Source organism: Vreelandella sulfidaeris, from assembly GCF_042429665.1.
Classification (GTDB): Bacteria; Pseudomonadota; Gammaproteobacteria; order Pseudomonadales; family Halomonadaceae; genus Vreelandella.
The window spans coordinates 1,142,168-1,165,431 of record NZ_JBHMAC010000010.1 but is presented as its reverse complement, the minus strand read 5'-3'; the positions used below and the strand labels follow the sequence as shown (position 1 = coordinate 1,165,431).

Below are 23,264 nucleotides of genomic sequence, written 5' to 3'. Positions count from 1 at the left end.
AGGAAGGATACATGAAACAGTCATTACGTGGCTTACTCGCCACGGCCCTCATGGCATTTCTCGTTACTGGCTGTGCGATGCAGTCACCCAGTGTGGTAGATCGCGTGCCTGGCGAAGACCCTGGGCAGCTGCTAAGTCAAGCAGAACAACAATCACCTGAACAAGCCGCTAAAACGCGTCTTGAAGCGGCTAATATTCTAGCTCGCCAGGGCGATCGAGACATGGCGTTTGAGACCGCTGGAAAAATCGATGAAGCACTCCTGTCAGAATCAGACCGGGTTCGCTGGGCACTGCTATTTTCCGAACTTGGTCGAGCGCTAAACGAGCCACGTGCCGTTCTACGTGCCGTCCAGGTACTTGATGATGAGCTGCCAATGCAGGCTAATCAGCAAGAAAGACTGGCCGAGCGTCAACGCTGGGCCCGTGAAGCGCTTGATCAGCCCGGCGCAGTGAGCATTTCTCTGCCCCAACTGGACGGTCAGACCATTCGTCGCATCGTCGTCGCTTTGCCCGAATCGGGTCCCCTCAGCAGTGTCGCCAACGCCATCGCCTCAGGTATGCGTGAACATAGCGAGGCCAAGGGAGATGATGTCGAGCTAAGTTTTCTTGACGCCTCAAGCTACTCGCTTGATGAGCTTTACGATCGTGCCCAGCAGATGAACGCGCAGTTGATTATTGGTCCCTTGGACAAGGACCAAGTTACCCAGCTTGAGCAGCGCGATAGCGTGCCGCTCCCCACTCTGGCGCTGAACTATGGCAGCGGTCAGAACAATCAGGCACAGCGACTGCTTCAGTACGGTCTGTCAGCGGAAGACGAAGCCCGCCAAGCGGCTCGTCGCGCCTGGCAGGACGGCCATCGCCAAATGTCGATGATGGTACCGGATAACGACTGGGGCCGCCGCGTCGGAGAAGCCTTCTGGAATGAGTGGCAAAGCCAGGGCGGAGAAATCACCAATGCCGTTCGCTATAATCCTGAAAGCTCCGTCTCTAATGCGGTCCAAACCGCGCTCAACGTCAGTGGCGAACGTGCACGACTGAGCAATATTGATGCCCTTTTCCTACTTGCCCTTCCGGAATATGCGCGTCAGGTTCCGCCTACCATGGACTACTACTACGCCCCCAACCTGCCCATTTACGCGACATCGCACCTACACGAAGGGCGTCTGCAGGCACGCCTTGACCAGGACCTGAACGATGTCATGTTTATGGATATTCCCTGGCAAATTCCAGATGCTGCAGTAGGCGGCGAAGAAGCCTTACCCTTTGCCTCAACCTATCAGCAACTGCGCGATGAATCGGACGCCTCCCTGTTTCGCTTGATGGCGATGGGGGTAGATGCTTATGAGTTAGCCGTTCGGTTTTCCAATCTCGGCGAACTCAATGGCCTTAACGGCAGCACTGGCACCCTTTACCTGACGGGTGATGGACGCATTTACCGCGAGCTCCCGTGGGCAAAATTTCAAAATGGCGTACCCTCGCCTATTTTAATCCCCAACCAGACCACCAGTGACGAATAACGCCCATACCGCCCGTGCCCGTGGCGCCGCCATTGAGCAGCTTGCCGCTCAATGGCTCAGTGACCACGGCCTCACCCTTGTGGCGCACAATTATTGTGTGAAAGGGGGTGAGCTTGACTTGGTCATGTGGGATAGCGATATTCTTGTGTTTATCGAAGTCAAACACCGCACCACCACGCGCTATGGACATCCGCTGGAAACCGTTACCTATCAAAAGCAGCAACGCTTAGTACGTGCGGCTAGACACTATATCGCCCGTCACGGGCTTTCATCGTCCTGTCGCTTTGATATCCTGGCCATCACGGGCAAGCCCCCCACACTTGAATTTAACTGGGTAAAAGCTGCTTTTGATGCCTTTTGACTCTACAACCAGGAAGCCCTGATGGACTTTCAAGCTCGTATACTCGGCCACTTCAACGCCAGCATCGACACCAAGACGTACGCTAGCGAAGTACTTCCGCCATTTATTGAAGTCGCTAGCCAAATGATGGTGCAGTGCCTTGTTAGCGAAGGAAAAATCCTTGCCTGCGGCAATGGAGGCAGCGCCGGGGATAGTCAGCACTTCTCCTCTGAACTGCTGAATCGCTTTGAACGTGAACGGCCAAGCCTACCCGCACTAGCGCTCACCACAGATACCTCGACACTCACCTCAATAGCTAACGATTACAGCTATAATGAGGTGTTCTCAAAGCAAATCCGCGCGCTGGGACAACCGGGCGATGTGCTACTCGCCATTTCTACCAGCGGCAATTCGGGCAATATTGTCCAAGCCATCCAGGCCGCCCATGACCGCGACATGACCGTTGTTGCGCTTACCGGTCGTGATGGCGGGGATATGGCCTCTTTGCTAGGACAGGATGACTGCGAAATCCGCGTGCCCGCCACTTCAACAGCGCGTATACAGGAGGTGCACCTACTGGTGATACACTGCCTATGTGATTTGATTGATGAACAATTGTTTGGCAGCGCTTAATCCTTAGTGGCAACGCTGACATCGCCACCTCAGGTGATGCCTTGTGCGTGTTTTTACCGACTTTCTCCAACGGCTTTAACTGTCTAGCATCAAGGAGTCATATCAATGACCCAACAACTTACTTCCCGCGGTCTGATGATCGCTGCGCTATGCTCACTTCTCGTTATCAGCGGTTGCGCCAATAACTCAGCATCCAACCAGTCAAACTACGCTCAGCGTAGCGACGATGTAGAAGCGATAGACGCCACTATTGAGCGTGAAGTTGAAAGAGCCCTTGCGCGCGCCGACGCCCGCCTAGGTGACGCGCGCATTCGCGCACATAGCTTCAACGGCACTGTTCTGCTGGTCGGCCAGGTTCCTAGCGATGAGCTACGCACCATGGCGGAAGAAGTGACCCAGAGCTTACGCGGCGTCAACCAAGTTCATAACGAACTCACCGTTGCTGCCAATCTGCCCGCCAGCCAACGCCTGACCGACACTTGGCTAACCACGAATGTCATAAGCCATCTGGCCACCAACGACCGAATTGACTCAACGAAGCTAAAAGTCACTACCGAAAATGCCAGCGTCTATTTAATGGGCCGGGTGACCCGAGAAGAAGCTGATCGTATCGTCAACGCCGCTTCCGCTGTCGGCGGTGTCCAGCGCATTGTAAAAGTGTTTGATTATCTAGATTAATCTTGTTGTCGCCGCTTAAACACCATGCACAAAAAAACCTCGCTCAATAAGCGAGGTTTTTTTGATGCCATTGCCGCTCCGGGTTATTTAACTACCCGTAAGTTGGGCTTTTTCTTGGCCTTGGACGTTTTATCATCGCCCTCGGTTGAGCTTGCGGAATCACCACTCGACTCAGGCGTGGGCTCAGTGACCGATAGCTCAGGCTTGGCTGACGTCTGGCCTGGCTCGTCACTCTCATCACTCGTGTATTGTCCCTCTTCCAGCTCAGGCTCTTGACCAAACACCATCCCCGCACCGTTCTCACGGGCATAAATAGCGATTAAGGCAGCGATCGGAATCATCACTTGCATAGGCTGCCCGCCAAAGCGTGCGTTGAAGCCTATTGCCTGGTTCTCCATAAACAAGTCACGCACGGCAGTCGGTGCAACATTCAAAACAATCTGACCATTTTGAACAAATTGACGGGGCACCTCTACTCCTGGCAGGGTCGCATCCACTACCAGATACGGCGTTAACTCATTATCCAACAGCCACTCATAGAGTGCTCGGGCGAGATAGGGGCGACTTGATTTCATCTAGACTCCCTCCTAAAAGTAAGGCTCCCTGCCCTCATCAAGGAAAAGGAGCCGCATGAATTCAGGCGCGCATCTCTTTTTCACGCTCGCTCAAAGATGCCTTGAACGCTTCACGATCAAATACCCGCGACATGTAAGCTAGCAACGGCTTAACCTGTTTTTCAGGCAGCTCAATGTTCAGCTCAGGCAAACGCCATAGAACAGGCGCTAGACAGCAATCCACCAAGGTAAACTCTTCGCTCATGAAGTAAGGCATATCTTCAAAAATCGGTGAGATACCAATGAGGCTTTCACGCAACTCTTTACGCGCTTTATCCGCCTCTTTTTTCCCGCCACTGCGGATTTGATCAACCATTGGGCACCACTCGCGCTCAATGCGATGCATCCACAGGCGGCTTTGGGCACGCGCTACCGGATAAACAGGCAATAGCGGAGGATGCGGAAAGCGCTCATCCAAGTACTCCATCATCACCTTGGATTCATATAACACCAAATCACGATCTAACAGCGTCGGCACGCTGTTGTACGGATTGAGGTCTGCCAGCTCTTCCGGCGGCTTTTCGTCGAGAACATCGACGATATCCACAGCCACCCCCTTCTCGGCCAGCACAATGCGCACACGATGACTGAAATGATCATCACTACCTGAGTAAAAAATCATCGACGACCGCTTGGCCACAACACCCATGAAAGCATCCTCACATCAAAACAATCTAGAATAATAACACGCCAGCATGCTCTTAGGGGAAGCTCGCGTGTTTTGCATTATTGCCATGCTGACATGCAAAAGGCGCACGGCTTAAGCCGTGCGCCCTGCTGCTATCAGTAGCGACTAATTAGTGAATATCTCGCCAGTACTCACGCTTGAGCAGGTAAGCAATCACCCCAAATATAAATATAAATATCAGTACTTTAGGCGCAAGCGCTTGAGCCTGAAGCTTAGATGGTTCGCCGACATAGGCAAGGAAGTTGGTAAGGTCATACATCGCCTCTTCAAACTCAGCAGGATCTAGCGCGCCAGGCTCGGTAACCTGCAAAACATTACAAGATTGGTACTTGCCTGAAAGTGGATCCGGTGACTGCCCCGCTACCGGATGATCCGTTTCAGCACAAACCAGCTCTTGAATACCCTGCAGAGGCTCCAGCACATTGGGCATCGCTACTGATTCGTAGACGGTATTATTGACCCCAGTCGGTCGGCTAGGGTCTTGGTAGAAGCCAAGCAGATAGGAATATACCCAGTCGGTTCCACGCAGTCGTGCTTCCAACGTTAAGTCGGGAGGAGCTGCACCAAACCAACTTTCTGCATCGCCACTATTCATCGCATTATGCATCTGGTCGTTGTAGGCCAGATCAGGTGAGAAAATTAAATTTTCTTCTACCAATTCTTCGGGAATACCCAAGTCTTCGGCCGCTCTCGCAAAACGCTGGTGCTCCAGCGAGTGACAGCCCATACAGTAGTTAACATAGAGCTTCATACCATTTTGCAGCGATGCTTGATCCTGTAAATCCGGATCCATCGAATGAGGCACATGAGCGCCTCCTGCAGCCAGCGCTGCCATTGGCACGAGCGCGAAAAGGAGTCCTAATAGATGCTTTTTCATTAGCCTGTCACCCTTTCTGGAACGGGTTTAGTCTTCTCAAGCCTGGTGTAGAAAGGCATCAAAATGAAGAAAGCGAAATAAATGACGGTACATACTTGCGCCAAGAGAGTTCGCCCTGCTGTTGATGGCAACACACCTAACACACCAAGAATAATGAAGCTGATAGCAAACAACAGCAGCATGGTTTTCGAGATCCAGCCTTTATAGCGCATTGAGCGCACCGGGCTACGATCCAGCCAAGGCAGTACGAAAAGCACCGCGATAGCGCCCCCCATGAAGATTACCCCGAGGAACTTGGCGTCTAAACCGAACAGCGAAAAGGTAATCGCTCGAAGAATCGCGTAAAACGGTGTGAAATACCAAACAGGTGCAATGTGATCAGGCGTTTGGAGAGGATTCGCAGGCTCGAAGTTAGGCTTTTCAATAAAGTAGCCGCCGCCTTCAGGGAAGTAGAAAACCACGACACAGAAGACAAATAAGAATACCGCCACACCCACGATATCTTTAACCGTGTAGTAGGGATGGAACGGGATACCATCCAACGGCACGCCTGCCTCATCTTTTTTCTGCTTAATATCAATGCCGTCAGGATTGTTAGAGCCGACCTCATGTAGCGCAATAATATGCAGTACCACCAGCGCTAGAATGACGATGGGCAGTGCAACGACATGCAGTGCAAAGAATCGGTTGAGCGTAATACCGGAAATCAGGTAATCACCGCGCACCCACTGTGCCAAGTCAGGGCCGATACCCGGAATAGCCGAGAACAGTGAAATAATGACCTGAGCACCCCAATAAGACATTTGCCCCCATGGGAGCAAATAGCCCATAAACGCTTCCGCCATCAGCGCCAGATAAATGGCCATACCAAAGATCCATACCAGCTCGCGTGGAGCTTTGTACGAGCCATATAAGAGACCGCGGAACATATGCAAATAAACGACGACAAAGAAAGCAGAGGCGCCCGTCGTATGCATATAACGAATTAGCCACCCCCACTCCACATCTCGCATGATGTATTCGACAGAGGCAAAAGCACCTTCCGCAGAAGGATTAAAGCTCATGGTTAACCAAACTCCCGTCAGAATTTGGTTAACCAGCGCCAGTAACGCCAACGAGCCGAAGAAATACCAGAAATTGAAATTTTTAGGGGCGTAATATTTGGCTAAGTGCTCTTCCCACATTTGAGTCGCAGGGAAACGGTCATCCACCCACCGCATGAGGCCTTTTTCCGCCTTGGCTTTATTCGGATTACCCATTAGGCAGTCTCCTCATCTTCGCCGACGATAATAATGTCATCGTTTTCGAACCGATAGGGCGGAACTTCAAGATTGGTCGGCGCAGGCACGTTGTTAAACACACGACCCGCCAAATCAAAGCGAGAGCCATGGCAAGGACAAAAGAATCCACCCGGCCAGTTTTCAACGCCAACACCTTCGGCGTCAGGCTCCGGCCGAAACAATGGCGAACAGCCAAGATGCGTGCAGATACCAATCAACACCCCAATTTCAGGTTTGATTGAGCGCAGCTCACTTTCAATATACATGGGTTGCTGCGGCACCTGCGAGTCAGGATCAGCTAACTGCTCCCCCGTTAGTGACGTAGTCCGCTCAATCATTTCAGGTGTACGGTGGATAATCCAAATCGGACGACCACGCCACTCGACAGTCATTCGTTGCCCTGGTTCAAGCTTGGATATATCCGCTTGAACGGGTGCACCCGCCGCTCTTGCCCTGGCACTAGGCTGCCAAGAAGCCACAAAGGGTACCGCAACCCCTACAGCACCTACCGTCCCCACAACAGAGGTAGCGCCTACGAGGAAACGGCGTCGGCCTTTGTTTACGCCGTTATCTGCCATTTAAGGTTTCTCCCATGAACTTACCCGTTCCACCGCAAAGACCACTTACAGCGACAAGTATTAACTATACTCTATGGTAAGAAAACAAAGCGCCTTGCACAAGAACAACAACTTATGAACAAGATCACATAATTGATATAGATCATTGATTTTAAGATAAAAAAAAGCCCGAGTCGTAGACCCGGGCTTTTTGCCGCATAGCGTAAAAAATTAACGCTTGGAGAACTGCGGACGGCGACGTGCTTTACGCAGGCCGACTTTCTTACGTTCAACTTGACGCGCATCACGCGTTACGTAGCCAGCGGCACGTAGCGAAGGACGCAGATCTTCGTTGTAATCCATCAGGGCACGGGTAATACCGTGACGAATAGCGCCAGCTTGAGAAGAACCACCACCACCAGCGACCGTGACGAACACGTCGAACTGGTTAAGGGTTTCAGTTAGTTCAAGCGGCTGGCGAACAACCATACGACCGGTAACACGACCAAAATATAGGTCAAGGTCTTGGTTGTTAACAGTGATTTTGCCAGAGCCCGGCTTCATAAACACGCGAGCGGTGGAAGTCTTGCGGCGCCCGGTACCGTAATACTGCTGTGTCATGGCGAAGATTTCCTCAGATGTTCAGTTCAAGCGGCTGTTGGGCAGCATGCGGATGCTCGTCGCCAGCATACACTTTCAATTTTGTGTACATGGCACGGCCCAAGGGACCTTTCGGCAACATGCCTTTAACGGCAGACTCAATGATACGCTCGGGCGCATGATCAAGCATTTTGTCGAAGGTCATAGAGCGCAGACCGCCCGGGTAACCAGTGTGGCGATAATAGGTTTTAGCCTTCGCCTTATTACCGGTTACATGGACTTTCTCTGCGTTGATTACGACGATGTAGTCGCCAGTATCAACGTGAGGGGTAAATTCGGGCTTATGCTTGCCACGTAGGCGGCGAGCAATCTCGGTAGCCAGACGACCGAGCGTTTTGTCCGTAGCGTCGACTACATACCAGTCGCGCTGGACGGACTGCGGCTTAGCACTGAACGTCTTCATGGATGAAATCACCAGATTAAATGTATTGGGTGACTTACACCGTTGCACGGTGAAGCACCATCCCTATTTTTTTTGGTTGCAAGCTTACGCAAGCAACATGCAGCGAGGCGGCATTCTACAGTAAGCAAACCGACAAGTTAAGCCGTATCGCTACTTTTTTGTTGAGCTGTATTTTTCTCAACCTTAGGGTTTGTGTGCCAACGCCAGATACTCTTTTGACTGCATCTCCTGTAGCCGCGACAACGTACGCTGAAACTCAAACGTTAACTTGCCGTCGCTATAGAGCTGCTCAATGGGCACTTCTGCCGACATCAGTAGCTTGACGCCGCGATCATAGAACTCATCGACCATATTGATAAAGCGTCGCGCCTGGTCATCTTTTTTGGCGTCCATCCGGGTCACATTGGACACCAACACGGTATGAAACTCCCGGGCTAACTCAATGTAGTCATTTTGGCTACGTGGCCCATCGCAAAGCTCCAAAAATTCAAACCATGCGACATCATCATGCAGGCGACGCGCCTTAAGCACGCGATGATTCACCTCTAGGGAGGCGTCGGCTTCACCCTCTTGCCCCGCAATAGCCCGAAAGCTATGCGCCAGTTCACGTTCAGCCGACGCATCCAACGGTGAATAAAAGATGGCGGCCCGCTCTAATGCCCGCAAACGATAGTCCACACCCGAGTCGACGTTGACCACCTCGCAATGCCGGTTTACAAGTTCAATGGCAGGTAAAAAACGCGCCCTCTGGAGGCCCTCTTTATATAGATCATTCGGCACGATATTGGAGGTAGCTACCAGCACCACGCCACGCTCAAACAGCGCCTCCAATAAGTTGGCCAATATCATGGCATCGGTAATGTCCTTGACAAAAAACTCGTCAAAACAAATGACTCGCGCCTCATTGGCAAACTTGCTGGCGATAAGCGTTAGCGGGTTTTTTTCGCCTTTATAGTGAGTCAGCTCATTATGAACACGCTGCATGAACCGATGGAAATGGGTGCGCATTTTGTCAGGAAAAGGCAGCGCCTCATAAAACGTATCAACCAGGTAGGTCTTCCCACGCCCCACCCCACCCCAAAAATAGAGTCCTTTAACCTGGGGCAAGACAGGCTTGTCAGGCGTCGTCGCCTTCCTGCCCATTAAACCCGACATTTTGGCTTTTAAGCCTTTGTTAGCGACCAGCGCTTTTGGCACCGTCGTCGGCGCCGCGACAAGCTCATCATAGAGCCGCTGTAGATGCTTTACTGCCGACTCTTGAGCAGCATCATATTGAAAATCATCGCGCTCCAAGTCCGCCCGATACCGCTCCATAGGCGATGCAGGACGCGGTGCTACCGCTGCCCTGTCCGCAGATTTTGATGTCATGCACTCGCCTCCTACAGCATGTAAGGCAGCAGCCAGCATCAACACTGGCAGGCTCAGAAAGAAGGGGATTATACCTATAGAGGCCTCTAAGCGCATGAGTGGATTGACCCAACCAGCCGAGTGGCGCCTATAATGGCAGACTGTTCGATTCTTAAGCTGCTGGTCGAGGCAGCCTATTTTTATCTTTAAGGCGCCAGGGAGAACACTATGGACGCAAGCTCACCATTAACCTTTGCCGTTGTCGGCTTTATCATTGGTCTTATCGTTGGCATGGGAGGTTACCGCCTCTTTAGCAAACGTCAGCGAGATGCTGCTTCCCTGCGCCAGAAGCTGCTTGAACGCGAGCATCAGATTGCCGAAATGAAAAGCAGCGTTGGCAATCATCTAACCGGGATCTACCAACGGCTTCACAATATCCGCGATGAAGCCAACCAGCTAGAGCATCAACTCAAAGAGGACGCCGCGGAATGGAATATTCGCGATGCGGCGATGCAGCCTAAGGTTGAGTTATCCGGTATTGATCCCCACCAGCAAGCGCCGTCAACGAGCACATCGACAGCTCCTACCATGCCACGCGACTACGCTGATGGAAAAGGCGGTACCTTGTCGGAAGATTACGGCTTGAAAAACAACGAGGCAGCGACGCCCCAGCCGCCTCGCTACTAATGCTAACAACACTAATGTTAACAACCCTCAAGTTAACAACACTAAAGGCCAGCCCCGACCGAGCTGTTAAATGCGCCGGGGCGCTCATTTTTTAAACAGGATTGTCGATATCTACAAAACGATGCTCAACGCCATATTCATCGCTTAACCACTCGCCCATCGCCTGGATGCCATATCGCTCGGTGGCATGGTGTCCTGCAGCGATGTAGTGAATCCCCATTTCACGAGCCAAATGGGTGGTTCGCTCAGATACTTCGCCCGACACGAACACCTGCGCTCCGCCATCATAAGCGGCGGTAATCATGTCTTGCGCCCCACCGGTGCACCAGGCAATGCGCTCGATATCCCCCACCTGAGGCGCCTCGATTACCAACGGTTCACGCCGCAGGCCCTGGGAAATTTGCTTAGCCAGTGCATTGATTGACAGTGGTTGTGGCAGACGTCCTGACCACAAGAGCCCCTCGCCAAGCTCGCCATCCAGGCAGCCCTCGACTTTCCAGCCCAAGTGGCGTGCCAATTCAGCGTTATTACCCATCTCAGCATGGGCGTCCAGGGGCAAGTGATACGCCAAAAGGCTAATATCATGCGCCATCAGCGTTTTAATTCGCCGACACTTCATGCCCGTAATCGCCACCGGCTCATTTTTCCAAAAATACCCGTGGTGAACCAAGATCATGTCGGCTTGCCAAGCGACCGCTTCATCAAGCAACGCCTGACAGGCCGTTACCCCCGTCATAACGCGTTTAACCTGATCACCACCCTCTACCTGCAACCCATTGATAGTAAAGTCCTTAAACTGCGTCGCTCGTAGCTGATGATCACAGGCTGCCACTAACTGGTCACGCTGAATCATATTGTCTCCTTGGTTGATTTAACTTCACCCGTGAGGAACTTGTTAGGAAAGTGTTACCATCCATTTATTGTAAAACTCGCCGCTTTCTAGCGCGAATGCGAGACTGATACGTTAAGGAACCTATTACATGCGACGCTACGTGTTGCCCTACTTATGGCCCGTTATCTCTGGCGTACTGATCGCGGCATTAATACTGCTGGTGCTCCCCGAACAGCTACCTAATCCCTTTAGCCAACCTGCGTCGCAAGCTCCCACCCCGGTTGCCTCTCAAAGCTCAGCAGCGATAGAGCCAAGCCCTAACCGCCCGGCACCTGACATTCAACAGGCAGCGCCGCTATCGCGTCACCAGGGCCCGGTAAGCTATTCACGGGCAGTGGAGCAAGCGGCGCCCGCAGTGGTCAACATTTATTCGTCGCGTATTGTTGAACGTGATCAGCACCCACTCATGTCCGACCCTTTTTTCCAACAATTTTTTGATAGCCAGGGCGATTACACCACTAGTCATCAACGTATGCTGTCCAGTTTAGGCTCAGGCGTCATCGTCAGCGCAGATGGCTATGTACTCACCAATCATCATGTCATCAATGGCGCCGATGAAATTCAGGTTGCCTTGCGTGATGGTCGCGAAACGCTTGCCGAGGTTATCGGCACTGACCCTGAAAGCGATTTGGCGGTACTCAGGATTAATTTGGATGACCTACCGGTGATTCAATTAACCGACTCAGCAGACGTCGCTGTGGGCGATGTCGCACTCGCCATCGGCAACCCCTTTGGAGTCGGCCAGACAGTCACTATGGGAATCATTAGCGCTACAGGGCGCAACCATCTAGGCCTTAATGCGTACGAAGACTTTATCCAAACCGATGCGGCCATCAACCCGGGCAACTCAGGCGGGGCATTGGTTAACCCCGAGGGCGCCATGGTGGGCATTAATACCGCGATCTTCTCGCGTTCAGGTGGCTCACAGGGAATTGGCTTTGCGATACCCGCCAACCTTGCGCATAGCATCCTTGATGAACTCGTCACGCAAGGGCGCGTTATACGCGGCTGGCTAGGCATTGAAGCGCAGGCACTATCACGGGAGCTGGCGGCCTCATTTGGACTGCAAACGCCTCAAGGAGTGATCATTGCTGGCGTGGTCAGCGGTGGTCCTGCAGCAGAAGCAGGGCTTGAGCCTGGCGACGTGCTTCTTGCTGTTGATGGGCAGCCGATCCTGGATGCCCGCACGACCATGAGCGACATTGCATCCATTCCACCCGGCACTTCGCTACCACTCACTGTCGTGCGCAGCGGCGAGCGTATCAAAATGACATTGGAAGTAGGCGAAAGACCACTCCCTACCACCCCGCTAAGTCAACAAACACTACGCCAACGGGATACATAACGCAGCCTAGCGGCACCATGGCCTCTGAATAATGGCCTGAAGATAAAACAAAACGGGCGCCAGAAAGGTTCTGGCGCCCGTTTTGTTTACAGCGTTATTTACCCAAGGTGGATCAATTACGAATCCGATACTCGGCGGAACGAGCGTGGGCCGTTAATGATTCTCCCCGCGCCAGAACAGACGCCACTTTACCCAATTCCGACGCCCCCGCCGCAGAGCAATGAATAATCGACGAGCGTTTCTGGAAATCGTAAACCCCTAACGGTGACGAAAAGCGTGCCGTTCCCGACGTGGGCAGCACATGATTGGGCCCGGCACAGTAATCGCCTAACGCTTCAGCGGTATAACGCCCCATAAAAATCGCCCCCGCGTGACGAATATGATCCAGCCACGTTTCTGGGTCAGCAACGGAGAGTTCCAGGTGCTCTGGTGCAATGCGATTAATCATCGCAATAGCGTCTTCTGCGTTTTGACAAAGGATCAACGCCCCTCGCCTGCGCAACGACTCCCGCACGATCCCTTCACGCTCCAGGGTGGGCAATAGCCGTTCAATGGCTGCCTCGACGGCATCCAGGTGCGCGGCATCCCAGCTCACCAATATCGCCTGGGCATCTTCGTCGTGCTCAGCTTGCGAGAACAGATCCATCGCCAGCCAGTCGGGATCGGTCTGCCCGTCGGACACCACCAGGATTTCCGACGGCCCCGCGATCATATCAATGCCGACTTGGCCAAAGACCGCCCGCTTTGCCGTGGCGACATAAATATTTCCCGGCCCGACGATTTTATCGACCCTGGGAACGCTTTCAGTGCCATACGCGAGCGCGGCAACCGCCTGAGCTCCGCCGATAGTAAATACATAATCGACACCCGCCAAATGCGCCGCAGCCAGCACGAGTTCATTCAGCACACCATCAGGGGTCGGCACGACCATGACAATTTCACGCACACCGGCAACATGGGCCGGAATGGCATTCATTAATACCGACGAGGGATACGCAGCCTTGCCGCCCGGCACATAAATACCCGCGCGATCAAGCGGGGTTACCTTCTGCCCGAGCACCGTGCCATCAGCCTCCTCATACTGCCAAGAGGCAGGCTTTTGGCGCTCGTGATAATGCTTTATACGCTCTGCGGCACTGGAAAGCGCATCACGCTGCTCGGCCGGTAATTGCTCAAATGCTTGCTTCAACTGCTGGGGAGTTAGCTGAAGCTCATCCATCGCCACCGCCGAAAGCCGATCAAACCGGTTGGTAGCGTCAATGACCGCCGCATCACCACGCTGCTTAACGTCGGCAAGAATTTCTTCAACCCGCGTCTGCACCGCCTTATCGGAGACCCCTTCCCAATCTAACAGCGCGTCAAGATGATGGTTAAAATCACCATCGCTTGTCGATAGACGAGAGATCATGGCGTTACTTTGTTCACTCTTGGCGTCGCTCTTAACATCGCCCATGGGTTCACCTCATCTTATTCGGCAAGCTGTGTCTGCCGCTTTTTAACCGCGCCATCCAAGCGGGCCAATAACGGCTTGATACGCTCATGTTTCATGGTCATGGCCGCCTTATTCACCACTAGGCGGGTACTGATTGAGGCAATCAGCTCACGTGGCTCCATACCGTTGGCTCTCAAGGTATTGCCGGTATCAACAATATCAACAATTTCGTCGGCCAGATTCATCAGTGGAGCAAGTTCCATGGCCCCATAGAGCTTGATCACTTCCGCCTGAATGCCCTGTTCTGCATAGTAACGACGCGCCACATTGACAAACTTAGTGGCCACTCGACGCCGGGCACGCGCAGGAAGCTGGCCGGTGACACCTGCGGTCATTAGCTTGCAGCGGGCGATGTCTAAATCCAGCGGCTCATAGAGTCCTTCGGCACCGTGCTCAAGCAGCACGTCTTTCCCCGCAATGCCAACATCCGCCGCGCCCAACTGAACGTACGTAGGCACATCGGTCGCCCGGATAATGACCAACTTTACATCGGGCAAGTTAGTGTCAAACAGTAGCTTGCGGCTTTTGCTTAGATCCTCGACGGGCGTAATGCCCGCATCGGCCAGTAGCGGTAGCGTTTCTTCCAGAATACGTCCCTTCGAGAGGGCTAAAATCAATTGCTTACTCATCGTGTTGGCCCGTCGTTATTAGCATACAGGGACTCAGTGTCTTGCTTTAGCCGGGAATACGGCGGATACGGGCACCCAGCAGCTGTAATTTCTCTTCAATACATTCGTAGCCACGGTCAATGTGATAGATGCGATCCACCAGCGTTTCCCCTTCAGCCATCATCGCCGCAATGACCAATGACGCTGAAGCACGCAGATCGGTGGCCATCACCGGGGCACCGGAGAGCTTCTCAACGCCCTCAATCAAGGCAGTGTTGCCTTCCAGCACAATGTTGGCCCCCATGCGATTAAGCTCTTGAACGTGCATGAAGCGGTTCTCAAAGATGGTCTCGACCACCCGTGAATGCCCTGTTGCCACCGCATTCATGGCAACAAACTGAGCTTGCATATCGGTCGGAAACGCCGGATAAGGAGCCGTACGAATATTGACCGCTTTAGGACGCTTACCATGCATATCCAAAGCAATCCAATCGTCGCCACTGGTCACCTCAGCCCCCGCTTCTTCAAGCTTGGCAATCACGGCTTCCAGAATATCTGCCCGGGTGCGTTTCACCTTCACTCGCCCGCCCGTCATGGCCGCGGCAACCAGAAACGTACCAGTTTCGATTCGATCAGGCATGACGTCATGTTCACAGCCGTGCAGCTTCTCGACGCCCTCGATGACGATGGTATCGGTGCCATGGCCAGTGATCTTGGCGCCCATTTTGATCAAACATTGCGCCAAGTCGACAATTTCCGGTTCACGGGCAGCGTTTTCTAATACCGTTTTGCCTTCGGCGAGAGTGGCGGCCATCAACAGGTTTTCAGTCCCGGTCACGGTCACGGTATCAAAGTAGATAGTGGCGCCTTTCAGACGACCATCAACACTCGCACGGATGTAACCCGATTCAACGCGAATGTCGGCGCCCATGGCCTCCAGCCCACGAATATGTAAATCCACCGGACGTGAGCCAATGGCACACCCACCAGGCAGGGATACATCGGCTTTACCAAAGTGTGCAAGCAACGGCCCCAATACCAAAATAGAGGCGCGCATCTTTTTAACCAGTTCATAAGGTGCGTGGCACTGGGTAACCTGGGAACCATCCAACTGAATGGTTAGCTTTTCACCCATTACCGGCTCCACACCCATGCGGCCAAGCAATTCCAGGGTGGTGGTAATATCTTGTAAGTGAGGCAAATTACCAATCACCACAGGACCGTCGGCCAACAAGCTAGCGCAAAGGATAGGAAGCGCTGCGTTTTTAGCACCGCTCACCCACACTTCACCGTCTACCGAGCCATTGCCGGTAATAATTAATTTATCCATGGGTCAACCGTTAGTGGACGTTTTCCGGTGCAGTCTGCCACTGCGCCGGAGTGAACGTTTTAATGCTGATAGCGTGGAGCGCACCAGAAGCGATCTCGTCGCTGAGCGCAGCATAAACCAACTGCTGACGTTTGACTGGGGAGAGACCTTCAAAGGCATCGCCAACCGCAATCACCTGAAAGTTACAGCCTTCACCCTGGATATGAAACTGACACTCGTCGATACGGGATTCAAGCAGTGCTTTTACCTCGTTGGGTTGCATGGCGTAAAAAACTCCTTGGGGTCATCTTGAACAATAAGCGTAAACGGGTCGACATGATAAAGAAAAGCAGCGCTCTTGGCGATGCTACACCTTTAAACAGCCATGGTGGCCGCTGGAGTGTCAATCAACGCATCCAGTTCGGCAAGAGAAGCAAGACGGCGCAAGGGAGCGGAAACACGAATAGCGTCAACACTAATAGCGCGTTGCTGGCAAATGCGAAGCCATTCAAACAAAACGCTAATGGCAGCACTGCTGGCTTTTTGGACATCGCTGAAGTCGAAGATGATAGACGTATGTTCGGTATGTTGAAGCCATTCGACACCACAGGCGGCCAGTTCGGCCGCCAGCGTTACATCTACGTCTCCAATGACCTCTAACGTCTTGTTGTCCACCCTAAGCGTGACGTTTGGGAGTGACAGCAGCACTGTCACGCATCGCCTCCCTGCTCCAACTCTTCGACACCTACTTCAGGCGCCCAACCGCTGATCACGGCGTCATAATCACGATTATTTTCACGCATCGCCTGGTCAAATTGATTGCGGAACGTTAGGCCAAGATTAATACCATTCACGATGACATTAACCACCCGCCACTCACCATTCGACAGTCTAAGACTATAACTGACCGGGTAGACTTGCCCATTGTTCGCCACCACCTCCATGGCAACACTGGCTTGATCATCGTAACGCTGGGCCTGTTGGGCATCGAGCACCCGCAGTTCGTCATAGTCAAACGTCACCAGCCCACGGGCGTAGGTATCGATCAAGGTTTGACGAAACACACCGGCAAAACGGCTGCGTTGCTCGGGCGTCGCGTTACGGAAATAGTTACCCATCACGCTAGCACCGATATAGCGAAAATCCGCTACCTGATCGAGGTTTCGATCCACTAGCGCTTCAAGCTCATCAATATGATTAGCGTAATAATCCTCCCGGCCATCCAGATCCTTCATCAGTGACTCAACATTATCGCGAATCAATGCCTCTGGAGATTGTGACTGCGCCTGGGACTGCAGGGGCACTAACAGCGCTACAGACATTATTAGGGTCACTAGCCAACGACTCACCCACCGATTCATTCCACTCATAACCGTACCTCCCACTCCAATGACACGTTGAATCACTATTTAATTGCCTGCCATATTGGACACAAACTGCTGGATAAGTTCTTCCAGTACCAGCGCCGACTGTGTATCACGGATAGTGTCGCCATTTTCCAGCACGTCGGGATCGCCTCCCACGCTAAGCCCAATGTATTGTTCGCCTAACAAACCCGCCGTCAGAATAGCGGCCGTTGAATCCCTGGATAGCTGCCCTTCGAGTTCGCTATCCAGACTTAACACGACGCGAGCGTCGAACCACTCGGTATCCAGCTCGATGGAATCAACCCGCCCCACCGTTACGCCCGCCATAGTGACCCGAGCGCGAGGCTTTAAACTACCGATATTGGCGAAGTTAGCTTCAAGCTGAAATGTCTGCGATGGAGCGGAAAGCGTCAGCCCACTCACCCGCAAGCCGAGGAATACCAAGCCTAAGATACCCGCGACCATAAACAGGCCAACACCGAACTCCATGGTTTTACTGCGCTTCATGAAACTACTCCACCTATTAAAGACCGCCAAACATGACGGCAGTCAACATAAAATCAAGCCCCAGCACCGCAAGCGAGGAATACACCACTGTGCGCGTCGTGGCACGGGAGATACCTTCCGACGTAGGCACTAAATCATACCCCTGAAACACCGCAATCCAGGTTACTACCAACGCAAATACAGCGCTTTTGAGCATGCCGTTACCAATGTCATTAATAAAGGTCACGTTCGCCTGCATGTTGCTCCAGTAGGAACCCTCAAAGACGCCCAACCATTCAACGCCTACCAGATAGCCACCCCAGATACCCACTACGCTAAACCCCACCGTCAGTAACGGCAGTGACACAAACCCTGCCCACAGGCGCGGTGCCACTACTCGACGCAGGGGATCAACACCAATCATTTCCATACTGGTAAGCTGCTCGGTGGCCTTCATTAACCCGATCTCAGCAGTCAGTGCCGAGCCTGCCCGACCAGCGAACAGCAGCGCCGCCACTACCGGCGCCAGCTCGCGCAATAACGACAGCGCCACCATCTGACCAAGCGCTTGCTCTGCGCCGAAGTCAACTAAAATGGTGTATCCCTGCAGTGCCAGCACCATGCCGATAAACAGCCCAGACACCAGCACGATGGCCAGTGACAGCACGCCGACAAAATGCATCTGGTGCAACCAAAGCCGCCAGCCTTCACGAGAAGGCACGCCAACGGCCGACTGAGCCAAAAACACTCCCGCTCGACCTAATGCTTCCAGTAAATCGCACCCTTTGCGCCCCAGCCGGGTGATGCGCGCGGTGCTGAATGAGAATTTTGACTGCATGTATTTCTGCCTTTATGCCTGTAGGCCAACTATGAATGCGTGGCTTCGCCCAACATATCGCGATAAAACGCCTCTGCGGGGTAGTGAAAAGGCACCGGGCCATCGGGCTCACCATGAATGAACTGGCTGACCCGAGGGTCTTGATTGGTGTCCAGGGTTTGCGGTGTGCCATGAGCGACCACCTGACCATCGGCAATCAGATAAAGGTAATCCGCAATACTCAGGGTTTCCTTGATGTCGTGCGACACCACTACCGAGGTCAACTGTAATGCCTGATTAAGACGCTTAATCAGTTGGACGAGCACGCCCATTGAAATGGGGTCCTGACCTACAAACGGCTCATCATATAAAATCAGCTCAGGATCCAGCGCCACCGCACGGGCCAGCGCCACCCTTCGCGCCATGCCGCCCGAAAGCTCTGCAGGCGTTAAGTGTCGCGCCCCGCGTAGCCCGACCGCCTGAAGCTTGAGCAATACCAGGTCGCGCACCATGGTATCGGGTAAGTCTGTATGCACTCGCAGCGGAAAGGCCACGTTTTCAAACACATCCAAGTCGGAAAAAAGTGCACCACTTTGAAACAGCATCCCCATACGCTTACGTAACGTAAACAGGGCTTTGCGGGAAAGCCGATGAACATCCTGGCCATCAATCAGTATGCGGCCTTTTGACGGGCTTAACTGTCCCCCAATGAGCTTCAAAAGCGTTGTTTTACCGGTACCGCTTGGCCCCATGATCGCGGTCACTTTTCCTCGTGGAATCGTCATGTTAACGCCACGAAAAATGTCGCTCTCGCCACGCGAAAAATACAGGTCTTCAATTTCTATAAAAGGAGCATCTGTCATGAATCAGTTGACTCTTAGCGGGACGCGAGCAGGATTACCATCTTAACCTACCTGCCTCCCGCGACGTTAAGAAACGGCGTTTTTAAACATTATCGAACATTGTACTATAACGCTAGAAGAGAGTAAGGATTGATTAGACATTGCTTTAGAAAACAATCAGGCACTCAACAGTCTTTCTGCCTAGATCATCAGTGATATCAACCCCCACCACTGCCTTTAATAGGTGTCGAGATGTTATTCTTAGCGGCTTACACTGTTTGTCATTTAATTGTTAAGAGAAAATGCTATGCGTCAGCCGCTTGCTCCTCCCAGCTTATTACGCGAAAGCGCACTGCGTACGCTGCAAATTGAGCAGGCCGCCATTGGCGGCTTGCAGGCGAAGCTCGACGAAAATTTTGACCGTGCCTGCGAGCTCATCCTCGCCTGCCAAGGGCGCGTAGTCGTCACGGGCATGGGTAAATCGGGTCATATCGCCGGCAAGCTAGCGGCCACACTCGCCAGCACGGGCACGCCAGCTTTTTTTGTTCATCCGGGGGAAGCCAGCCATGGCGACCTAGGCATGATCACCCGAGCAGATGTGGTATTGGCGCTGTCCAATTCTGGGGAAACCGCAGAAGTCACGGCTCTGCTACCGCTGCTTAAACGCTTAGGTACGCCGTTGGTCAGCATGACGGGGCGCCCCGGCTCCACCCTTGCCAAACATGCTGACGCCCACCTTAATAGCGGCGTCGAGCGCGAGGCGTGCCCGCTTGATCTAGCCCCGACAAGCTCGACGACGGCAGCGCTCGCTTTAGGTGACGCACTGGCTGTCGCGTTGCTCGAAGCGCGTGGCTTTACGGCCGAAGATTTTGCGCTTTCTCATCCAGGCGGTAGCTTGGGCAAGCGATTACTGCTTCGCGTAAGGGACCTGATGCACGACGGCGAGCGACTGCCGCAGATTGCCTTGGGAAGCCCACTGCGAGATGCGTTGCTGGAAATAACGCGCCAAGGACTCGGGTTTACCTGCGTAGTGGATAGTGATGGGCGTTTGGCCGGCGTTTATACCGATGGCGATTTACGCCGTACGCTGGATCAGTTTGACAACCTTCGCGATGTCCTTGTTGACAACGTGATGACCCGACCAGGTAAACGCATCGGCCCCGATATTTTAGCGGCCGAAGCAGTCCGTATAATGGAAGAAAGTCGTATTACGGCGCTTGCAGTCGTCGATGATCAACAGCGTCCTATCGGCGCGCTGCACATGCACGACCTGCTCGCCAGCGGCGTTATTTAACCCTATGGTTGTTGAAAGGGGTTACCGTCCCGCTTTGCGAATTGAATAATATGGAGATTATATGACCCTATCTGCTGCACTACTTGATCGACTTCGCCGTGTGCGCCTGTTAGCCATCGATGTTGACGGTGTTCTTACCGATGGCCGGCTTTACTTTCAGGCTGACGGTATCGAAATTAAAGCGTTCCACACCCAGGATGGTCATGGGCTGAAACTGCTCAAACGGGTGGGCATTCACGTTGCGCTAATTACTGGGCGCGATTCACCCATGGTTAGCCAGCGCGCTGCCGCTCTGGGTATCGATCATGTTCATCAGGGGTGTGAGGACAAGCTCGTCACCCTGCGCGCACTTTGTCAGCGCCTTGATATTGAGTTGGAACAGGTGGCCTATTGCGGCGACGACCTACCCGATCTCGGCGCCATCAAACGCTGCGGCGTCGGTATTACCGTGCCTAACGCGCCAGACTATATGCATACCCATGCCGACTGGACCACGGAGCGTCTGGGGGGGCATGGCGCCGTTCGCGAAATCTGCGACACGTTGCTTGAGGCTCAGGGGCACTGGGGTTCAGTACTCGACACCTATCTGCACGGTCAAAAGTAAATGCTCAAACGGTTGAAAGCGCGCTTCTGGTTAGCCGGCCTGGTGATCGCATTGGGCACACTGCTGGTCTGGCTTGATCCTCGTGGACCTCAGGATACTGCCATTGATACTGAAGCTCAGGCCCAAGAACCAGGACACGTGCTGGAAAACGCTGAAATCACCCTTTTTGCAGAGAACGGCAGTGTCCTTCAATCGCTTAAGACGCCTCGCCTGATTCATACTCCTCAGCAAAGCGAAACCTGGGCGGAGGAGCCTGAAGCAGTATTGTACGACAGCGAAAACCGCCAATGGCTAGCGAGTGCCGATGTCGGCACGCTCAACACTCAAACTCAAATTCTGCTGCTATCAGGGTCGGCTCATTTAGTCGCCCCTGATGAGGGTTGGCAGTTAGACACCGAGCTGTTGCATTATGACGGCGTTGGACGTCACGCTTGGAGTGAAACCCCGGTCATGCTGCAGCAACCCCCCCAGCAAATGAGTGCGTCAGGAATGGACGTATGGCTTAACGACAGCCAGGTTCGCCTAACCGGCAATGTGCGTGGCACGCACCCCCCGGCCACGCAACGCTAATAGGAGTCATTATGAAAGCTCTGATGTATACCGCCCTTTTCGCCCTGGTGGTGCCGCTATCTGCACTAGGCCAAACCAGCTCCTCTTCTCAACAAGCGCCGGTGGAGGTTGAAGCAGACCGCCTAGACCTTGACCAGCGTGCCGGCACTGCCGTGTACAGCGGCAATGTGGATATTCGCCAAGGCGGAATGCAGCTGCGCGGAGAGCGTGTGGAAATTCAGCGTAACGACGCGGGCGAATTATCGCGGGCCACCGCTACCGGCGAGCGCGCCTACTTGCGCCATCAAGCACAAGGACAAGATGGGCCAACCGAGGGGTGGGCAAGGCGGATCATTTATCATGTTGCCGAGCGCCGCATTGAGTTGATCGACCAGGCCGAACTGCGCCAACAAGGCGATACCTTTAACGGTGGACGTCTTGAATATTTTATTGACCGCGAAGTCATTCAAGCACGCTCAGACGTTGAGGGCAGTGAGCCGCAGCGTATCCGCATGACTATCCAGCCCGAGCAATAGGAGCCAAGCTGTGGCCACTGCTGACACTGCACCGATCAAAACTCTCTATGCCCATCACCTGGCTAAAAGCTACAAGCGTCGCCGGGTGGTTAAAGATATCAATCTTGAAATAGCCCAAGGCAGCGTGGTTGGCCTACTTGGCCCTAACGGGGCTGGCAAAACCACCTCGTTTTATATGATTGTCGGGCTGGTGAAATCCGATGCTGGCAAGGTAGGTATCGACGAGGTGGATCTAACCCGCGCGCCGATGCACGAGCGTGCGGCAGCAGGCATTGGCTACCTCCCTCAGGAGGCATCTATTTTTCGTAAATTATCGGTAGCCGATAATATTATGGCCATACTCGAGACCCGCAAAGCACTGAGTCGCCATGATCGCGAACAGCGCCTGGAAGCGCTGCTGGAAGATTTTCACATCACTCATATTCGCGACAATCTCGGCATGAGTCTTTCGGGTGGCGAACGCAGGCGGGTGGAAATTGCCCGCTCACTTGCGACAGAGCCAGCTTTTATATTGCTCGATGAACCTTTTGCTGGCGTTGATCCGATCTCGGTGGGCGAGATCAAAACCATTATTCGTGCGTTAAAGCAGCGTCATATCGGCGTGCTTATTACCGATCATAATGTACGCGAAACGCTCGATATTTGTGATATCGCCTATATCGTAGGCGACGGTCAAATCATTGCCAGTGGCTCGCCCCACGATATTTTAAACAACCAAAAGGTTAGAGACGTATATTTAGGCGCAGATTTTCGCCTATAGGGCTATTTTTGCTCCACTAATGAGTGGCCTACAACAACTTTACTACCAATGGCATGCTTATTGCACTTGCACTTGAACCGCT

At 53.2% G+C, this 23,264-nt stretch carries 29 protein-coding genes; 11 read left to right on the top strand and 18 right to left on the bottom strand.

Going from position 1 to position 23,264, the window contains the following annotated elements; translation table 11 throughout:
- Positions 1–11 precede the first annotated feature (11 nt).
- From ACFFLD_RS10280 to ACFFLD_RS10265, 4 genes are all read left to right on the top strand, one after another.
- Positions 12–1,517 (top strand): penicillin-binding protein activator, encoded by a 1,506-nt coding sequence (locus ACFFLD_RS10280; protein ID WP_386039792.1) that lies wholly within the window; start codon positions 12–14, stop codon positions 1,515–1,517.
- Entirely contained in the window at positions 1,507–1,878 is a 372-nt protein-coding gene (locus ACFFLD_RS10275) for a YraN family protein (RefSeq protein ID WP_386039790.1), read from the top strand. The genes ACFFLD_RS10280 and ACFFLD_RS10275 overlap by 11 nt, the downstream gene beginning before the upstream one ends.
- Positions 1,879–1,899: 21 nt before the next feature.
- The gene (locus tag ACFFLD_RS10270) at positions 1,900–2,490 is read left to right on the top strand and encodes a phosphoheptose isomerase (RefSeq protein ID WP_317507300.1); all 591 of its coding nucleotides are present in this window, start codon (positions 1,900–1,902) and stop codon (positions 2,488–2,490) included.
- Between the two features lie 105 nt (positions 2,491–2,595).
- Positions 2,596–3,168, top strand: coding sequence for a BON domain-containing protein (locus ACFFLD_RS10265; protein WP_386039788.1), 573 nt, complete (start codon positions 2,596–2,598; stop codon positions 3,166–3,168).
- 83 nt (positions 3,169–3,251) lie between these two features.
- Here the strand turns inward: ACFFLD_RS10265 and ACFFLD_RS10260 are convergent, their stop codons facing one another.
- The 8 genes from ACFFLD_RS10260 to zapE form a co-directional block, all read right to left on the bottom strand.
- On the bottom strand, positions 3,252–3,743 hold the full coding sequence (locus tag ACFFLD_RS10260) for a ClpXP protease specificity-enhancing factor (RefSeq protein ID WP_386039786.1): 492 nt from the start codon (positions 3,741–3,743) through the stop codon (positions 3,252–3,254).
- A 61-nt stretch (positions 3,744–3,804) separates the two neighbouring features.
- Positions 3,805–4,431, bottom strand: coding sequence for a stringent starvation protein SspA (sspA, locus tag ACFFLD_RS10255; RefSeq protein ID WP_386039784.1), 627 nt, complete (start codon positions 4,429–4,431; stop codon positions 3,805–3,807).
- A gap of 148 nt (positions 4,432–4,579) precedes the next feature.
- The gene (locus ACFFLD_RS10250; RefSeq protein WP_386039782.1) at positions 4,580–5,347 is read right to left on the bottom strand and encodes a cytochrome c1; all 768 of its coding nucleotides are present in this window, start codon (positions 5,345–5,347) and stop codon (positions 4,580–4,582) included.
- Positions 5,347–6,606, bottom strand: a complete 1,260-nt coding sequence (locus ACFFLD_RS10245; protein WP_386039780.1) for a cytochrome b — start codon at positions 6,604–6,606, stop codon at positions 5,347–5,349. The genes ACFFLD_RS10250 and ACFFLD_RS10245 overlap by 1 nt, the downstream gene beginning before the upstream one ends.
- The gene (petA, locus tag ACFFLD_RS10240) at positions 6,606–7,205 is read right to left on the bottom strand and encodes a ubiquinol-cytochrome c reductase iron-sulfur subunit (protein ID WP_386039778.1); all 600 of its coding nucleotides are present in this window, start codon (positions 7,203–7,205) and stop codon (positions 6,606–6,608) included. The genes ACFFLD_RS10245 and petA overlap by 1 nt, the downstream gene beginning before the upstream one ends.
- Before the next feature lie 210 nt (positions 7,206–7,415).
- Positions 7,416–7,805: a 30S ribosomal protein S9 gene (gene rpsI, locus ACFFLD_RS10235; RefSeq protein ID WP_386039776.1), complete on the bottom strand. Its 390-nt coding sequence runs from the start codon at positions 7,803–7,805 to the stop codon at positions 7,416–7,418.
- A gap of 13 nt (positions 7,806–7,818) precedes the next feature.
- On the bottom strand, positions 7,819–8,247 hold the full coding sequence (gene rplM / locus ACFFLD_RS10230) for a 50S ribosomal protein L13 (protein ID WP_386039774.1): 429 nt from the start codon (positions 8,245–8,247) through the stop codon (positions 7,819–7,821).
- 183 nt (positions 8,248–8,430) lie between these two features.
- Entirely contained in the window at positions 8,431–9,615 is a 1,185-nt protein-coding gene (gene zapE, locus ACFFLD_RS10225; RefSeq protein WP_386039772.1) for a cell division protein ZapE, read from the bottom strand.
- A gap of 207 nt (positions 9,616–9,822) precedes the next feature.
- Here zapE and ACFFLD_RS10220 point away from each other — a divergent pair, with 207 nt between their 5' ends.
- Positions 9,823–10,281 carry a YhcB family protein gene (locus ACFFLD_RS10220; RefSeq protein WP_386039769.1) on the top strand — a complete coding sequence of 153 codons (459 nt, stop codon included), beginning with the start codon at positions 9,823–9,825 and terminating at the stop codon, positions 10,279–10,281.
- A gap of 91 nt (positions 10,282–10,372) precedes the next feature.
- Here the strand turns inward: ACFFLD_RS10220 and ACFFLD_RS10215 are convergent, their stop codons facing one another.
- Positions 10,373–11,134, bottom strand: a complete 762-nt coding sequence (locus ACFFLD_RS10215; RefSeq protein WP_386039766.1) for a Nif3-like dinuclear metal center hexameric protein — start codon at positions 11,132–11,134, stop codon at positions 10,373–10,375.
- Between the two features lie 127 nt (positions 11,135–11,261).
- Here ACFFLD_RS10215 and ACFFLD_RS10210 point away from each other — a divergent pair, with 127 nt between their 5' ends.
- The gene (locus ACFFLD_RS10210; RefSeq protein WP_386039764.1) at positions 11,262–12,518 is read left to right on the top strand and encodes a Do family serine endopeptidase; all 1,257 of its coding nucleotides are present in this window, start codon (positions 11,262–11,264) and stop codon (positions 12,516–12,518) included.
- Between the two features lie 112 nt (positions 12,519–12,630).
- Here ACFFLD_RS10210 and hisD read toward each other — a convergent pair whose 3' ends face one another.
- The 9 genes from hisD to ACFFLD_RS10165 all read right to left on the bottom strand — a co-directional run bounded on the left by hisD (position 12,631) and on the right by ACFFLD_RS10165 (position 19,460).
- On the bottom strand, positions 12,631–13,971 hold the full coding sequence (hisD, locus tag ACFFLD_RS10205) for a histidinol dehydrogenase (RefSeq protein WP_386039762.1): 1,341 nt from the start codon (positions 13,969–13,971) through the stop codon (positions 12,631–12,633).
- Between the two features lie 14 nt (positions 13,972–13,985).
- Positions 13,986–14,639: an ATP phosphoribosyltransferase gene (gene hisG, locus ACFFLD_RS10200; protein WP_386039760.1), complete on the bottom strand. Its 654-nt coding sequence runs from the start codon at positions 14,637–14,639 to the stop codon at positions 13,986–13,988.
- A gap of 46 nt (positions 14,640–14,685) precedes the next feature.
- The gene (murA, locus tag ACFFLD_RS10195; protein WP_386039757.1) at positions 14,686–15,948 is read right to left on the bottom strand and encodes a UDP-N-acetylglucosamine 1-carboxyvinyltransferase; all 1,263 of its coding nucleotides are present in this window, start codon (positions 15,946–15,948) and stop codon (positions 14,686–14,688) included.
- Between the two features lie 10 nt (positions 15,949–15,958).
- Positions 15,959–16,210, bottom strand: a complete 252-nt coding sequence (locus ACFFLD_RS10190) for a BolA family protein (RefSeq protein ID WP_386039755.1) — start codon at positions 16,208–16,210, stop codon at positions 15,959–15,961.
- Positions 16,211–16,302: 92 nt separating this feature from the next.
- Positions 16,303–16,641: an STAS domain-containing protein gene (locus tag ACFFLD_RS10185; protein ID WP_386039753.1), complete on the bottom strand. Its 339-nt coding sequence runs from the start codon at positions 16,639–16,641 to the stop codon at positions 16,303–16,305.
- Positions 16,638–17,288 carry an MlaC/ttg2D family ABC transporter substrate-binding protein gene (locus ACFFLD_RS10180; RefSeq protein WP_386040432.1) on the bottom strand — a complete coding sequence of 217 codons (651 nt, stop codon included), beginning with the start codon at positions 17,286–17,288 and terminating at the stop codon, positions 16,638–16,640. The genes ACFFLD_RS10185 and ACFFLD_RS10180 overlap by 4 nt, the downstream gene beginning before the upstream one ends.
- A 48-nt stretch (positions 17,289–17,336) precedes the next feature.
- The gene (gene mlaD / locus ACFFLD_RS10175) at positions 17,337–17,801 is read right to left on the bottom strand and encodes an outer membrane lipid asymmetry maintenance protein MlaD (protein ID WP_386039751.1); all 465 of its coding nucleotides are present in this window, start codon (positions 17,799–17,801) and stop codon (positions 17,337–17,339) included.
- A gap of 16 nt (positions 17,802–17,817) precedes the next feature.
- Entirely contained in the window at positions 17,818–18,618 is an 801-nt protein-coding gene (gene mlaE, locus ACFFLD_RS10170; protein WP_386039748.1) for a lipid asymmetry maintenance ABC transporter permease subunit MlaE, read from the bottom strand.
- Positions 18,619–18,647: 29 nt separating this feature from the next.
- On the bottom strand, positions 18,648–19,460 hold the full coding sequence (locus tag ACFFLD_RS10165; RefSeq protein WP_386039746.1) for an ATP-binding cassette domain-containing protein: 813 nt from the start codon (positions 19,458–19,460) through the stop codon (positions 18,648–18,650).
- Positions 19,461–19,746: 286 nt separating this feature from the next.
- On the opposite strand from ACFFLD_RS10165, the gene ACFFLD_RS10160 reads away from it, so the two are divergent.
- The 5 genes from ACFFLD_RS10160 (at position 19,747) to lptB (ending at position 23,182) form a co-directional block, all read left to right on the top strand.
- A complete protein-coding gene (locus ACFFLD_RS10160) occupies positions 19,747–20,733 on the top strand; it encodes a KpsF/GutQ family sugar-phosphate isomerase (RefSeq protein ID WP_386039744.1) in 987 nt (328 codons plus the stop codon).
- A 61-nt stretch (positions 20,734–20,794) separates the two neighbouring features.
- Positions 20,795–21,337, top strand: coding sequence for a KdsC family phosphatase (locus tag ACFFLD_RS10155; RefSeq protein ID WP_386039742.1), 543 nt, complete (start codon positions 20,795–20,797; stop codon positions 21,335–21,337).
- A complete protein-coding gene (gene lptC, locus ACFFLD_RS10150) occupies positions 21,338–21,907 on the top strand; it encodes an LPS export ABC transporter periplasmic protein LptC (protein ID WP_386039740.1) in 570 nt (189 codons plus the stop codon). It begins immediately after the preceding gene.
- 11 nt (positions 21,908–21,918) lie between these two features.
- Positions 21,919–22,422 carry a lipopolysaccharide transport periplasmic protein LptA gene (lptA, locus tag ACFFLD_RS10145; RefSeq protein ID WP_386039738.1) on the top strand — a complete coding sequence of 168 codons (504 nt, stop codon included), beginning with the start codon at positions 21,919–21,921 and terminating at the stop codon, positions 22,420–22,422.
- A gap of 10 nt (positions 22,423–22,432) precedes the next feature.
- Entirely contained in the window at positions 22,433–23,182 is a 750-nt protein-coding gene (gene lptB / locus ACFFLD_RS10140; RefSeq protein WP_386039735.1) for an LPS export ABC transporter ATP-binding protein, read from the top strand.
- Positions 23,183–23,264 lie beyond the last annotated feature (82 nt).

Coding starts and splice junctions, on each gene's coding strand:
- mlaE (WP_386039748.1), bottom strand. CDS start 18,618: ATGCAGTCAAAATTCTCATTCAGCACCGCGCGCATCACCCGGCTGGGG.
- ACFFLD_RS10160 (WP_386039744.1), top strand. CDS start 19,747: ATGCGTCAGCCGCTTGCTCCTCCCAGCTTATTACGCGAAAGCGCACTG.
- ACFFLD_RS10165 (WP_386039746.1), bottom strand. CDS start 19,460: ATGACAGATGCTCCTTTTATAGAAATTGAAGACCTGTATTTTTCGCGT.
- ACFFLD_RS10265 (WP_386039788.1), top strand. CDS start 2,596: ATGACCCAACAACTTACTTCCCGCGGTCTGATGATCGCTGCGCTATGC.
- hisG (WP_386039760.1), bottom strand. CDS start 14,639: ATGAGTAAGCAATTGATTTTAGCCCTCTCGAAGGGACGTATTCTGGAA.
- lptA (WP_386039738.1), top strand. CDS start 21,919: ATGAAAGCTCTGATGTATACCGCCCTTTTCGCCCTGGTGGTGCCGCTA.
- ACFFLD_RS10245 (WP_386039780.1), bottom strand. CDS start 6,606: ATGGGTAATCCGAATAAAGCCAAGGCGGAAAAAGGCCTCATGCGGTGG.
- rplM (WP_386039774.1), bottom strand. CDS start 8,247: ATGAAGACGTTCAGTGCTAAGCCGCAGTCCGTCCAGCGCGACTGGTAT.
- ACFFLD_RS10260 (WP_386039786.1), bottom strand. CDS start 3,743: ATGAAATCAAGTCGCCCCTATCTCGCCCGAGCACTCTATGAGTGGCTG.
- ACFFLD_RS10210 (WP_386039764.1), top strand. CDS start 11,262: ATGCGACGCTACGTGTTGCCCTACTTATGGCCCGTTATCTCTGGCGTA.
- ACFFLD_RS10180 (WP_386040432.1), bottom strand. CDS start 17,288: ATGAATCGGTGGGTGAGTCGTTGGCTAGTGACCCTAATAATGTCTGTA.
- lptC (WP_386039740.1), top strand. CDS start 21,338: ATGCTCAAACGGTTGAAAGCGCGCTTCTGGTTAGCCGGCCTGGTGATC.
- murA (WP_386039757.1), bottom strand. CDS start 15,948: ATGGATAAATTAATTATTACCGGCAATGGCTCGGTAGACGGTGAAGTG.
- ACFFLD_RS10155 (WP_386039742.1), top strand. CDS start 20,795: ATGACCCTATCTGCTGCACTACTTGATCGACTTCGCCGTGTGCGCCTG.
- ACFFLD_RS10250 (WP_386039782.1), bottom strand. CDS start 5,347: ATGAAAAAGCATCTATTAGGACTCCTTTTCGCGCTCGTGCCAATGGCA.
- mlaD (WP_386039751.1), bottom strand. CDS start 17,801: ATGAAGCGCAGTAAAACCATGGAGTTCGGTGTTGGCCTGTTTATGGTC.
- ACFFLD_RS10190 (WP_386039755.1), bottom strand. CDS start 16,210: ATGCAACCCAACGAGGTAAAAGCACTGCTTGAATCCCGTATCGACGAG.
- ACFFLD_RS10280 (WP_386039792.1), top strand. CDS start 12: ATGAAACAGTCATTACGTGGCTTACTCGCCACGGCCCTCATGGCATTT.
- ACFFLD_RS10215 (WP_386039766.1), bottom strand. CDS start 11,134: ATGATTCAGCGTGACCAGTTAGTGGCAGCCTGTGATCATCAGCTACGA.
- ACFFLD_RS10220 (WP_386039769.1), top strand. CDS start 9,823: ATGGACGCAAGCTCACCATTAACCTTTGCCGTTGTCGGCTTTATCATT.
- zapE (WP_386039772.1), bottom strand. CDS start 9,615: ATGACATCAAAATCTGCGGACAGGGCAGCGGTAGCACCGCGTCCTGCA.
- rpsI (WP_386039776.1), bottom strand. CDS start 7,805: ATGACACAGCAGTATTACGGTACCGGGCGCCGCAAGACTTCCACCGCT.
- ACFFLD_RS10270 (WP_317507300.1), top strand. CDS start 1,900: ATGGACTTTCAAGCTCGTATACTCGGCCACTTCAACGCCAGCATCGAC.
- petA (WP_386039778.1), bottom strand. CDS start 7,205: ATGGCAGATAACGGCGTAAACAAAGGCCGACGCCGTTTCCTCGTAGGC.
- hisD (WP_386039762.1), bottom strand. CDS start 13,971: ATGGGCGATGTTAAGAGCGACGCCAAGAGTGAACAAAGTAACGCCATG.
- sspA (WP_386039784.1), bottom strand. CDS start 4,431: ATGGGTGTTGTGGCCAAGCGGTCGTCGATGATTTTTTACTCAGGTAGT.